Origin of the sequence: Uruburuella suis (genome assembly GCF_022870845.1) — a bacterium.
In the GTDB taxonomy this organism is placed as follows: Bacteria; Pseudomonadota; Gammaproteobacteria; order Burkholderiales; family Neisseriaceae; genus Neisseria; species Neisseria suis.
This window is the reverse complement of record NZ_CP091507.1, coordinates 14,211-27,431: the sequence shown is the minus strand read 5'-3', so window position 1 is coordinate 27,431 and position 13,221 is coordinate 14,211. Positions and strand designations below refer to the sequence as shown.

Here is a 13,221-nt window from a genome sequence, read left to right as displayed (position 1 = left end):
TTAGGGAGGGGTTTTCTTAAAACGGTTTTTTGCGGTAATTCTTAAAAGTTGCCAGCGAATACTTATATTTCATATTCTGCCATTTGATACGGGCTATCATTTCCTGATGTTCAAATTCTGCATGTTCAAGCTGCTTTGCTTCCGATGACATTTTCATGTTTTGGCGGGATAGCCAAACTTCATATTCTTCATCCTGCTTATTCAGCTTTGTTTCAAACGGAAGAAGCCGCTCATTGCCTTTAAATTCCGATGACGTTACAAAGCTTAAATATTCATCCATTTCACGAGCTAAATCGGCTTCGGCTGAATTGTGCAAATATTCATCTTGCTTATGATTTAACAGTTCTTCCACGTCAAAGCGTTCAGGCTCAAGCCCTTTTGGATATTTTCCGTCATCATCAGATTTGAGCATTTCCACAATTTGCTTTTCATCTAAGCCGACATCAACCATAAAATTTATCAGACGGCCAACCGCATTTTTGGCATGCTTAATCTTGTGCTCAAAACTCAAATTCAATGTTTTTTCACGCACTGCAATGCGCTTTTCTTGGCTCATATTTTCAAAAGTTGAACAAATGGGAAATGCACCGGAGAAATAGCCACCTTCATCAAGCAGGATATCCAAGGGAATTTCTATATCACCATGATTGAACTGGATTTCAAAACGGCACCATTTGCTATCTTTATCGCCAAGCTGGCGGCCTTTCTCATACACACGCACAAAACGGGCGTTCTTCTTTTTGCCGATATAAAACGTCTTGCCGCTACCGTCTTCCTTGCGCCATGAAGTGCCATACATTTCAGATTTCGGGCGCATATTGTGATTGTCGAAAAAGCCGTTATCGTGATCTAAAAGCGCTTGTTCAGGACTGTATTCACCGCTGAAAAAATCCAATGCCAAATCAACACGGGTTATGCGGGGGCGCAGGGCTGATTTTAAAAATTCGCACAAGCGGCTTTCCCAGCCTTTTTCTGCCAAGTTGCAGCCCAAGCCTTTAAGCTCAATCAAAACGGTGTCACGCTGGCCGCCGTAATGAACTTCACCATAATCGGCTTCATCTGAGCCAAGCCGAAACATCATTTCATAAAACTTGTTTCCCTTTGATTTGCACTTGTGCGAAATGCCGAATCCGAAAATGCGCTTAAGCTCAGCACTCAAGACATACATATATTCATTGTCAGAGACCAACGGGCATTTTGAATATTGCAACAAGGTATCTTCGTGAAAAGTAAAGCTAATCCAGTCAATAAATACGCCGTCTTGCTTGCCTTTGCGCTGTGGTACTTCAATCAAACGGCCTTTCCCGTCTGTGATGAAATGGGAAAAATATTCAATTTGGCTAGCTTGCTCCGTACCCGTGACATTTGGGCTTTTGGCTTGCTCCCCCCCTGTTAGTCTAGGGGGGCGGCCTTGCGCGTCAGCGTCTGCTGCGCGCGCGCAAGCGCGCCCGCCATCAGCCGCCGCCGCCACGGCCTCTTTTTGGACAATTTGCGCACTCATGCTTACACCATCCAAACGCCACCGGCATCCACTTCACCGGTTGCTAAAAATTTTGTGATAATCGGGTCAATTTGCTGATAGTGGTGCAGCCAAATTGTGCACATCAGACGGTTTTGTTTACGAAAAGTCAGCTCGTATTTTTTATTGATTTTGTTGACAATAACGGTTTTGTTATCGGTAGATATGGATTGGATTTGTTCTTTAGTCATGATTTCGCCCCTTCACTTGGCTGGTTAAAGGGGCGATGCGTTAAGATAATTTAAATCTTGTCAAGACCCCTGTTTCATGGGGTGCAATATATAAGGCCGTCTGAAACTTTGGTTTCAGACGGCCTTTTACTGATTTGCACAAGCAGCGCCAAACGGCTCAAGCCTTAATCGCCTTGTCGGCAATATCGCGCCGGTATTGCATGCCGTCGAAATGCACCTTGCCCAGCGCCTGATAGGCTTGCGCTTTGGCCGCGGCCACATCGTCGCCCAAGCCCACCACGCACAACACGCGCCCGCCGTTGGTGAGGATGCGGCCTTCGGCATCGGCCGAGGTGCCGGCGTGAAACACTTTGCCGATTTGGTCGGCTTCATCTAAGCCGCTGATGATGTCGCCTTTGCGCGGCGTGTCGGGATAGCCGGCGGCAGCCAGCACCACGCCCACGGCGGTTTGCGGCAGCCATTGGGCTTCTACGCCGTCAAGCTTGCCCGCGATGCCCGCTTCGAGCAAGTCGGCCAAATCGCTTTCAAGCCGGCTCATAATCGGCTGTGTTTCGGGGTCGCCGAAGCGGCAGTTGAATTCGATGGTGTAAGGCGCGCCTTGGCTGTCTATCATCAGGCCGGCATATAAAAAGCCGCTGAAAGGGTGGCCTTCGGCCTGCATGCCGCGCACGGTGGGCAGAATGATTTCGTTCATCGCGCGCTCATACACCGAGGGCGTCACCACCGGCGCGGGGCTGTAGGCACCCATGCCGCCCGTGTTGGGCCCCAGATCTTGGTCGAGCAGGCGCTTGTGGTCTTGGCTGGTGGCCATCGGCAGCACATTTTCGCCGTCTACCATCACAATAAAGCTGGCCTCTTCTCCTTGCAAAAAGTCTTCAATCACCACGCGCGCGCCGGCGTTGCCCATTTTGTTGCCCAAGAGCATATCGTCGATGGCCGCATGCGCTTCATCTTCGCTGAGCGCCACAATCACGCCTTTGCCCGCGGCCAGCCCATCGGCCTTAATCACAATCGGCGCGCCTTTGGCTGCCACATAATCATGCGCGGCCGCGGCCGATTCAAAGGTTTGGTAGTGCGCGGTGGGAATGCCGTATTTGGCCATAAAGGCTTTGGCGAAATCTTTCGAGCTTTCCAATTGCGCCGCATATTGCGTGGGGCCGAAAATGCGCAGGCCGGCAGCGCGAAAATCGTCTACCACGCCGGCGGCCAGCGGCGCTTCGGGGCCGACCACGGTAAAGGCGATGCCTTCGCGGCGGCAGAAATCCATCAAATCGGCATGTGCGCTCAAGGGCAGGTTGTGCAGCTTGGGCTCGCGCGCAGTGCCCGCGTTGCCGGGCGCCACATACACGGCGGATACTTTGGGCGATTGCGCCAGTTTCCACGCCAGCGCGTGTTCGCGTCCGCCGCTGCCGATAACGAGTAGTTTCATGCCGGATTCCTTATCAAGATAGAGGTTTGCAGCGGGATTATAGCGGATTTCGCCCGCCCGGGCAGCCGCAGCCGCCCGAAAGCTTTCAGACGGCCTTGAAAGCTTTCTTGCGTGAAAACAGGTTTAACGCCAATTCAAACATGATTTACCCAAACAAAGGCCGTCTTAACACATAAAATGGCTATGATGGCAGCCGTTATTCCCTCCAAACCAAACAAGGAAACCGAAATGAAAAAAATCACCGCCATTGCTGCAGCCGCCCTGTTGGGCATCACCGGTGCAGCCGTTGCCGCCGATTCTGCCGCCAATATGCAGCAACCCAAGCAAACGCGCGAATTCAAACGCGGCGAATTGCCGCGCGATTTGCAGGCGCTCAATTTGAGTGCCACACAGAAAACCCGCATTCAGGCCATTTTGCAGGAAGGCCGCCCCGCTCAAACCGAGCTGAGCGAAGCCCAGCGCAATCAAATGCGCGCGCAAGCCCAAGCGCATCGGGCTGCCGAGCAAAGCCTGATTGCCAACAAAACGTTTGACGAAGCCGCCGCCCGCCGCCTGATTGCCGAGCGCGAGCAGGCGCGCGCCCAATCTCAGCAGCGCCATGCCGATTTAGAGATGCAGCAGCTGAAAAAACGCCATGCGATTTTCCAAGTGCTGACACCGGCGCAGCAAAAACAATGGCAAGAGAGCCAAAACAAACGCGCCGAGCGCGGCGATCGCCCGGGCAAACCGCGCCAAATGCCGCAGCAAGAGCGCCAAGCGCCGCAACGCTGAATGGCCGGATAAGCGTGGCGGGTATGCACACGCAGCGCGATTGTGTATCACCCCAAGCCGATTATGGGCAAACAAACAGGCCGTCTGAAACTTTATGTTCAGACGGCCTGTTTGTTTGCGGCAAAATGGTTTTGACTGAATGCGTGCGGCAACGGTTTGTGGCCGCACGCATTCATCTCCGTGCTTGGAATCCGGCTGATTCAAAATCATGCCCAACCGCACCGCCTGATATTCAACGAAGTTGAAAGAACTTCTCTTTTCTTCCCGGCCGTCTGAACCTAAGCTCTAAAATACTTTTTGATAAAGTGTTGACATCAATCAAATTCAAACGTATGTTTCATTCAAACGATTGTTTCAATTTTTTTGAATAATTAGAGCATGAGCACAAACCCGCACGACAGCCAAACCATCACCCGCATTTTGAGCGCCGCCGAAAGCCATTTTGCGCTGCACGGCTTTTTCGCCTCATCGCTGCGGCAGATTATGCGCGAAGCGCAAGTGAACGTGGCCGCCGCGCATTACCATTTCGGCTCGAAAGAAGCGCTTTTTCTGGCGGTGATCCACCGCCGCATTGCGCCCTTTTTAGAAGATGTGCTCACCATGCTGCAAGCGGCCGAATCGCAGCAGCAGGCGCTCACGCCCGAGCACCTTACCGACAGCTTTATCGCTTCGTGCCTGAATTTGGTCAACGCAGCCGACGGCCAGGCCGGCACCACCGCCAAGCTCGTGTCGCGGCTCATGCTTGATGAATACAAAATTTTTCGCGAAGCGTTGGCGCTGGAATTTTCCGAATTATCCGACCGCCTTTATGCCGCTTTTGCCCGCGCACTGCCTGATTTGCCACCCGAAGCCTGCCGCTGGCGCATGCATTTGGCCTTGAGCACGTTGTTTAACGCCTTTGCCGGCAACGATGTGCTCAAAGCGCTGGCACCGGCCAGCACCGTGAATGCCAAAAACGCCGCCCAGGTGGCGCGCCATGTGCGCCCCTTTGTGGTGGCCGGGCTGAAAATGCCTCTTTAACGATTTATCCCTATTCCATGTTTGAACAACATGAAATGCACAACACGGCTCGAAAGGCCGTCTGAAACCTCAGTTGAGAAAACCAAAGGAGAACCGAAATGCTGAGTCTTATCCTGCTGCTTGTTTTGGTGGGCATTGCCGCCTACTTCCGCAGCCCCGCCTGGCTGATTTCGCTGGCCGCCGTTGTCGGCCTGGCGCTCGGCGGCGCTTCGTGGTGGGCGTATATCCCCGTGCTGGTTATTGCAGCAGCCTGCTGCCTGCCGCCTGCGCGCGATTTTATCCTCGGCCGCATTTTCGGCATCTATAAAAAAATCACCCCGGCCATGTCGGAAACCGAAGCCGATGCGATTAATGCCGGCACCGTGTGGTGGGATGGCGAGCTTTTTTCCGGCAAGCCCGATTTCAGCAAGCTCAAAGCTTTCCCCACGCCTTCCTTGAGCGCCGAAGAGCAAGCCTTTATCGACGGGCCGGTGGAAGAATTGTGCAAAATGCTCGACGATTGGAAAATGCTGCACGAAACCAAAGATCTGCCGCCCGAAGCCTGGCAATTCATTAAAGACAGCGGCATCTTGGGCATGATTATCAAAAAAGAATACGGCGGCCTTGAGTTTTCCAACTATGCCCACGCCAAAGTGGTGATGAAAGTGGCCACCCGCGCCGGCAGCGCCGCCGTTACCGTGATGGTGCCCAACTCATTGGGTCCGGGCGAATTGCTGCAACACTACGGCACCGAAGCGCAGAAAAATTATTATCTGCCGCGCTTGGCCAAAGGCTTGGAAATTCCCTGTTTCGCGCTCACCAGCCCGCATGCCGGCTCTGATGCAGGCAGCATTCCCGATTTCGGCGTGGTGTGCAAAGGCAGCTACACCGACCCGACCACCGGCGAACAACACAACGATGTGCTCGGCATCCGCATTTCCTGGGAAAAACGCTGGATTACCCTCGCGCCCGTGGCCACTGTGCTCGGCATGGCATTTAAAATGTACGACCCCGACGGCTTGCTCGGCGATAAAAAAGACATCGGCATCACCTGCGCCCTGATTCCCACCCATCACGAAGGTGTGGAAATCGGCCGTCGCCATTTCCCGGGCGGCAGCGTGTTTATGAACGGCCCGACCTGGGGCAAAGATGTGTTTATCCCGCTCGATTGGATTATCGGCGGCGTGGATTATGCCGGCAAAGGCTGGCAGATGTTGGTGGAATGCCTCTCGGTGGGCCGCTGCATTTCCCTGCCCGCCAACTCGGTGGCTGCCGGCAAAATGTCGAGCTACACCACCGCGCTTTATGCCCGCATCCGCGACCAATTCGGCCTGCCCATCGGCAAATTTGAAGGCGTGGATGAAGCCTTATCGCGCATCGGCATGTATACCTATCAAATGGAAGCCGCCCAAGATTTGGCGCTCACCGCGCTCGACAGCGGCGAAAAACCCAGCGTGATTTCGGCGATTTTGAAATACCACAACACCGAACGCATGCGCAAAACCTTGAATGACGCGATGGATATTCACGGCGGCCGCGCCGTGGTGCTGGGCCCGCGCAACTATCTGGCCGCAGCCTACCAAGCCATTCCCGTGGCCATCACCGTGGAAGGCGCGAATATCCTTACCCGCAGCATGATTATCTTCGGCCAGGGCGCGATTCGCTGCCATCCGTTTGTGCTGAAAGAAATGCGCGCCGCGATGGACAATGATGCCAAAGCCTTCAAAAAAGCATTCGGCGGCCACCTGCACTTCGCCTTCACCAACGCTTTCCGCAGCTTCTGGCTCTCGCTCACCAACGGTGCCTTTACCGCTGCACCCCAAGGCAGCAAAGAAACCGCCCGCTACTACCGCCAAATGACGCGCCTGGCCGCAAACTTTGCGCTGGTGGCCGACATGAGCATGTTCAGCCTCGGCGGCAGCCTCAAGTTTAAAGAGAAGATTTCCGCGCGCTTGGGCGATATTTTGTCCAACCTCTTTATCGCCAGCGCCGTGTTGAAACGCTTTGAAAACCAAGGCAGCCCCAAAGAAGATTTGGCCATTATGCGCTATGCCGTCGAACAAGCCCTGTATGACGCGCAAACCGCACTCGACGGCCTGCTGCGCAACCTGCCGATGCGCCCCTTGGCGTGGGTGCTGCGTGTGCTTGCCATGCCGCTGGGCCACAACATCAGCGCACCGGCCGACAAGCTCGCCAGCCGCGTGGCCGACGACATGATGAAAAACGAAGGCATGCTCGAGCGCCTTTCAAAAGGCATGTTTGTGCCGGATAACGAAGAAGAAGCCATCGGCCTCTTGCCCATTGCCCACGCCGCCGTGATTGCCGCCGAGCCGGTGGAGAAAAAGCTGCGCAACCTTACTCGCAAAGGCAAGCTCGTGCAGCCCTCGCCCGCGCTGCGATTGCAAGAAGCGCTGGACAACGGCGACATCAGCCAGGCCGAGTTTGACCAAGTTACCCGCGCGCGCCAGCTCAAGCGCAACGTGATTATGGTGGATGATTTCGACATGATGCTCAGCCAGCACGATGAAAAACTGCTCGAACGCCACGTTTTCTAAGCGCTGCGCATAAGGTGTTAACATTAAGCAACACTTTTCAGACGGCCGCAAAGCCACAGGCCGTCTGAAAAGCCACAAGAAAAATACCTGCAGTACAAGAGATTCGTTAAAAACAAACAAATTATATAAAGTAATCGTTCTATAAACGGAGAAATTGTTTTATAAAGTAAGTTCGGCTTCACATTACAGGCCGTCTGAAAACTTTTATAAAACTTTAGAGGAGCAACAACATGAAAATCAACACCACCCGCATCAAGCAAAGCGCCCTGATCATCAGCGCCGCGCTCTTGGCACAATCGGCCTGGGCATCCGGCTACCACTTCGGCACGCAATCGGTGAGCAGCCAATCCACGGCCAACTCATCGGCCGCCGAAGCCGCCGACCCTTCCACCCTCTTTTACAACCCCGCCGGCCTCACCAAGCTGGAGGGCACACAAGCCACGATTAACCTGAACATCGTGGCCCCGAACGTGAAATATAAAGATGGCAAAGCCTATTACCCCGACGGCAGCGAAATCACCCGTGCGCCCGACGGCTCGGCCAATGTCGAGCGCGACGGCAAAATCACCGATGATGTGGTGATTGCGCCGCACGGCTATATTTCGCATCAGGTAAACGACAAAGTGTGGCTGGGCTTCGGCATGTATGTGCCTTTCGGCTCGGGCACCGAATATGATGAAAATTCGGTGTTGCGCTACAACCTCAACGAATTGAGCCTGCGCACCATCGCCCTGCAACCCACCGTGGCCTATAAAGTGAACGAGCAGCATTCCGTGGCGCTGGGCGTGGTGGCGCAAAATTCCAAAGCCAAGCTGCGCCAATATGCCAACTTCGGTGCTTTTGCCGGTGCCAACGGCATGGCTGACGGCTATGCCAAAGTACACGGCGATGATTGGGGCTTCGGCTACAACCTCGCCTGGATGTGGGACATCAACGAGCGTGCGCGCGTGGGTGTGAACTACCGCTCCAAAGTAGAACACAACCTCAGCGGCGATGCCGAATGGCATTTGGTAGGCCCGGGCTTTGCCAATCCGGTGTTGGCACCCACCATCCGCGGCGCGGGCTATGCCGAAAAAGAAGATGCTTCGGTGAAAATCACCACCCCCGAATCATTATCTTTGCACGGTATGTATAAAATCGACCCGAAATGGAATGTTTACGGCGATGTGACCTGGACGCGCCACTCGCGCTTCAACCAGGCGCACCTGAAATACGGCAACGCCAAAGTTGTGGCCGACCCCACCACCGGCGGGCAAACCCAAAGCAACGAAACCATCTTAAACCCCAACTGGCGCAACACCTATAAAGTGGCCGTGGGCACGTCTTACCAATACAGCGAGCCTTTGCAATTGCGTTTCGGTGTGGCCTATGACCAATCGCCGGTGAAAAGCGCCGACTACCGCATGAGCACCTTGCCCGACAGCAACCGCATCTGGCTCTCGTTTGGCGCGAAATACGACATCAACAAGCAGCACAGCATCAACGCCGCCTACAGCCATCTGTTTATCCAAAACGCCAGCGCCAATGTAAACGGCTGGTGTGGGGCAGCACAGGCCGGCGCGGGCTCGAAAGCCTGCGTATCGAGCCGCACCAACGGCAGCGCCAACTTCAAGAGCAGCGCCAATATTCTCGGCCTGCAATACACCTACAAGTTTTAACCCCACCTGAAGTTTCAGACGGCCTCCTTAGAAAATAAAGAGGCCGTCTGAAACCCGAAGGCAACAAAAGAGAGAGGATTACCATGACCGCAAAAAACTTCGTCATCCGCAAAGCCGCCGTGCTCGGCGCCGGCGTGATGGGTGCACAGATTGCCGCCCATTTGGCCAACGCCAAAGTGCCGGTGGTGCTGTTTGACCTGCCTGCCAAAGAAGGCCCGAAAAACGGCATCGTCGAAAAAGCCATTGCCGCGCTGAAAAAACAAAAGCCCGCCCCCTTGGCCGGCAAAGATGCCATCAGCTACATCAGCGCTGCCAACTACGACGACGGTTTGGCCGAGCTTGCCGATTGCGATTTGGTGATTGAAGCCGTGGCCGAGCGCCTCGACATCAAAGAGAGCCTCTACAACAAAGTGGCACCGCATTTGGGCGAACACACCATTTTCGCCACCAACACCTCAGGCTTGTCTGTAGAAACCCTGAGCGAAAAATTTCCCGCTGATTTGAAACACCGCTTTTGCGGCGTGCATTTCTTCAACCCGCCGCGCTATATGCACTTGGTGGAGCTGATTCCCACCGCCGCCACCGCGCCCGAATACCTCGACAATCTCGAGCGCTTCCTTGTGAGCACGCTGGGCAAAGGCGTGGTGCGCGCCAAAGACACCCCCAATTTCATCGGCAACCGCATCGGCGTGTTTTCGATGCTGGCCACCATCTACAACACCGAAAAATTCGGTCTGCGTTTTGATGTGGTGGACGATCTCACCGGCCGCCGCTTAGGCCGCGCCAAATCCGCCACCTACCGCACCGCCGACGTGGTGGGCTTGGACACCTTCGCCCATGTGGCCAAAACCATGGAAGACAACCTGCCCAAAGATCCGTGGCACGCGTTTTTCAGCATTCCCGCCTGGTTGCAGGCGCTGATTGCCAACGGCGCGCTCGGCTCGAAAACGAAAGCCGGCATCTTCAAAAAAGAAGGCAAGCGCATCATGATGATCGACCCGGCAACGGGCGAATATGTGGCTTCGAATAAAAAAGCCGACAGCGAAGTCACCGACATTCTGAAAGAAAAAGATTGGGGCAAAAAGCTCGCCGCCCTGCGCGAGAGCCAAAACCCGCAAGCGCAATTTTTGTGGGCGGTGTTGCGCGATTCTTTCCACTATATCGCCGTGCACGCTCAAAGCATCGCCACCACCGCGCGTGACATCGATTTCGCCATCCGCTGGGGCTACGGTTGGGATGAGGGCCCGCTGGAAATCTGGCAGGCCGCCGGCGTGCAGCAAGTGGCCGCGTGGATTCAAGCCGATATCGATGCCGGCCACACCATGAGCAGCGCCGCCTTGCCCGCGTGGCTCAAGGGCGTGGAAGCCTTCCACAATAACGAGGGCAGCCTCAATTTCACCACCGGCAATTACGACCCGCGCTCAGCGCTGGATGTGTATCGCCGCCAAATCCGCCCCGCGCCGCTCTTGGGCGAAACCCTGCCGCTTTTGGGCACCACCGTGTTTGAAACCGACGTGATGCGCGGCTTCACCCTCGACGGCGAAATTTTGGTGATTGAAAACCTCAACAAAATGCGCGCCATCAGCCGCGCCGTGCTCGAAAGCATCAACCAAGCCATTGCCATTGCCGAAAAAGACTTCAAAGCGCTGGTATTTTGGGCGCCCGAAGCGCCGTTTTCCGTGGGCGCGGATTTGAAATCGATGATGCCCGAATTTGCCACCGGCGATTTCGAAGCGATTGAAAGCATGGTGAAGCTGTTTCAAGACACTTCAATGAATTTGCGCTACAGCCAAATCCCCACCGTGTCGGCCGTGCAAGGCTTTGCATTCGGCGGCGGCTGCGAATTTGTGATGCACAGCAATAAAGTGGTGGCCGCGCTTGAGAGCTATGTCGGCCTGGTGGAAGTGGGCGTGGGCCTGATTCCCGCCGGCGGCGGCACCAAAGATTTCGCGCTGCAAGCCGCACGCGCCAGCCAAGGCGATTTGCTGGCGGCCTTGAAAGACCGCTACATGAATCTGGCCATGGCCAAAGTGGCCACCAGCGCCATCGAAGCCAAAGAATTGGGCTTTATGCGCGAGAGCGATGTGGTGGTGTTCAACAGCTACGAATTGCTGCATGTGGCGCTTAACGAAGCCCGCGCCATGGCCGATTCCGGCTTCCGCCCCGACGTGCCTGCTTTGTTCCCCGTGGCCGGCCGCAGCGGTGCCGCTTCGATTCAAGGCCAACTCCTGAATATGAAAGAAGGCGGCTTTATCAGCGAATACGATATGCACATCGGCAGCCAAATCGCCTGGGTGATCACCGGCGGCGACGTCGACCCCGGCACCTTGGTCGATGAGCAATGGCTGCTCGATTTGGAGCGCAAAGTGTTTGTCGATTTGCTGAAAAACGAGAAAACGCTCGAGCGCATCGAAAACATGATGTCCACCGGCAAACCGCTGCGCAACTGATAAACAGGCCGTCTGAAACAAATCAGGCCGTAGGTCGGATGCTCGATCCGACATTTGCCCGCAAGGGCAAAGCAACAACAGCAGGATGTGCGGTGCAAGCCCTGCATTCGGATAATGTGCGCACACCCTGCACCCAACCGCTGAAAAGGCCGTCTGAAAGCCAATCCATATATTTCAGACGGCCACCCAACAGGAGAACACTGTGAAACAATTAAGAGATGCCTACATCGTAGCCGCCACCCGCACCCCCATCGGCAAAGCCCCGCGCGGCATGCTGCGCACCACCCGCCCCGACGACATGCTCGCGCATGTGATCCGCTCGGTGGTGGCTCAAGCCCTCGGCTTCGACCCCGCAGAAATCAACGATGTGGTGGCCGGCTGCGCCTTTCCCGAAGCCGAATCCGGCCTCAACTTCGCCCGCATCGCCGCGCTTTTGGCCGGCCTGCCCGACACCGTGGGCGGCATCACCATCAACCGCTATTGCTCATCCGGCATCAACGCGCTGCAAATCGCCGCCGACCGCATCCGCACCGGCGAAGCCGAAGCCGTGATTGCCGCCGGCAGCGAGAGCATGTCGATGATTCCGATGATGGGCAACAAAGTGTCGCTCAACCCGGAAATTTTCGCCAAAGAAGAAAACCTCGGCATCGCCTACGGCATGGGCTTAACCGCCGAAAAAGTGGCCGAACAATGGAACGTGAGCCGTGAAGACCAAGATGCATTTGCGCTGGAAAGCCACAAACGCGCGCTGGCCGCCATTGAGGCGGGCAAATTCAAAGCCGAAATCAGCCCGATTGAAGCGGTTTACCGCAGCGCCGATTTGGCCGGCCGCGAAGTGAAAGAAATCCGCAAGCTGTGCGACACCGACGAAGGCCCGCGCGCCGACACTTCGCTCGAAGGCCTGGCTCGGCTGCGCCCCGTGTTTGCCGCCAAAGGCAGCGTCACCGCCGGCAATTCCTCGCAAATGTCCGACGGCGCCGGCGCTTTACTGGTGGTGAGCGAAGAAGTGCTCAAGCGCTACAACCTCACCCCCATCGCCCGCTACGAAGGCTTCGCCGTGCGCGGCGTGCCGCCCGAAATCATGGGCATCGGCCCCAAAGAAGCCATTCCGGCCGTGTTGAAATCATCGGGCAAGAGCCTCGCCGATATGAAATGGATCGAGCTCAACGAAGCCTTCGCCGCCCAATCGCTGGCCGTTATCCGCGATTTGGATTTGGACACATCTATCGTCAACCCCAACGGCGGCGCCATTGCACTGGGCCACCCGCTGGGCGCCACCGGTGCCATCCGCGCCGCCACCGCCATCCACGGCCTGCGCGAGCGTGGTGAAAAAGGCTATGCCATGGTGACCATGTGCATCGGCACCGGCATGGGCGCGGCCGGTTTGATTGAAGTGCTGTAACGCATTGCCAAAGTTAAAGGCCGTCTGAAAGCATTTATCCGCTTTCAGACGGCCTTTTTTACCAGCCGAGCGTTTGGCAAAATATTGGCGCTTTGATGATATTGATACAATTGTAGGCGCGGCTCACCACAGCCTGTAGGTCGGATTCTCGAATCCGACACTTGTTCGCAGAACAAGGCACGCACATCGCTTTGGCCGTTGGCCAAACGTCGGATTCAAGAATCCGACCTACGCAGATGGTGCTGCC

9 protein-coding genes are annotated in these 13,221 nt (G+C 55.6%); 6 read left to right on the top strand and 3 right to left on the bottom strand.

All coding sequences use genetic code 11. The annotated features are described in order from the left end of the window. Positions 1-16: 16 nt before the first annotated feature. The 3 genes from LVJ78_RS00110 to purD form a co-directional block, all read right to left on the bottom strand. A complete protein-coding gene (locus LVJ78_RS00110) occupies positions 17-1,501 on the bottom strand; it encodes a replication initiation factor domain-containing protein (protein WP_132952655.1) in 1,485 nt (494 codons plus the stop codon). A 2-nt stretch (positions 1,502-1,503) separates the two neighbouring features. After that, positions 1,504-1,710: a hypothetical protein gene (locus tag LVJ78_RS00105; RefSeq protein WP_132952653.1), complete on the bottom strand. Its 207-nt coding sequence runs from the start codon at positions 1,708-1,710 to the stop codon at positions 1,504-1,506. Between the two features lie 157 nt (positions 1,711-1,867). Beyond that, complete coding sequence (gene purD, locus LVJ78_RS00100) at positions 1,868-3,139, bottom strand: phosphoribosylamine--glycine ligase (protein WP_132952651.1); 1,272 nt, start codon at positions 3,137-3,139, stop codon at positions 1,868-1,870. 228 nt (positions 3,140-3,367) lie between these two features. On the opposite strand from purD, the gene LVJ78_RS00095 reads away from it, so the two are divergent. The 6 genes from LVJ78_RS00095 (at position 3,368) to LVJ78_RS00070 (ending at position 12,974) form a co-directional block, all read left to right on the top strand. Then, on the top strand, positions 3,368-3,910 hold the full coding sequence (locus LVJ78_RS00095; protein ID WP_165870888.1) for a Spy/CpxP family protein refolding chaperone: 543 nt from the start codon (positions 3,368-3,370) through the stop codon (positions 3,908-3,910). Between the two features lie 378 nt (positions 3,911-4,288). Further along, the gene (locus tag LVJ78_RS00090; RefSeq protein WP_132952647.1) at positions 4,289-4,930 is read left to right on the top strand and encodes a TetR/AcrR family transcriptional regulator; all 642 of its coding nucleotides are present in this window, start codon (positions 4,289-4,291) and stop codon (positions 4,928-4,930) included. Positions 4,931-5,028: 98 nt separating this feature from the next. Further along, positions 5,029-7,464, top strand: coding sequence for an acyl-CoA dehydrogenase (locus LVJ78_RS00085; RefSeq protein ID WP_132952644.1), 2,436 nt, complete (start codon positions 5,029-5,031; stop codon positions 7,462-7,464). A gap of 230 nt (positions 7,465-7,694) precedes the next feature. Then, complete coding sequence (locus LVJ78_RS00080) at positions 7,695-9,122, top strand: OmpP1/FadL family transporter (RefSeq protein WP_132952642.1); 1,428 nt, start codon at positions 7,695-7,697, stop codon at positions 9,120-9,122. Positions 9,123-9,205: 83 nt separating this feature from the next. Continuing rightward, entirely contained in the window at positions 9,206-11,572 is a 2,367-nt protein-coding gene (locus tag LVJ78_RS00075; RefSeq protein ID WP_132952640.1) for a 3-hydroxyacyl-CoA dehydrogenase/enoyl-CoA hydratase family protein, read from the top strand. 202 nt (positions 11,573-11,774) lie between these two features. After that, complete coding sequence (locus LVJ78_RS00070) at positions 11,775-12,974, top strand: acetyl-CoA C-acyltransferase (protein ID WP_132952638.1); 1,200 nt, start codon at positions 11,775-11,777, stop codon at positions 12,972-12,974. Positions 12,975-13,221 lie beyond the last annotated feature (247 nt).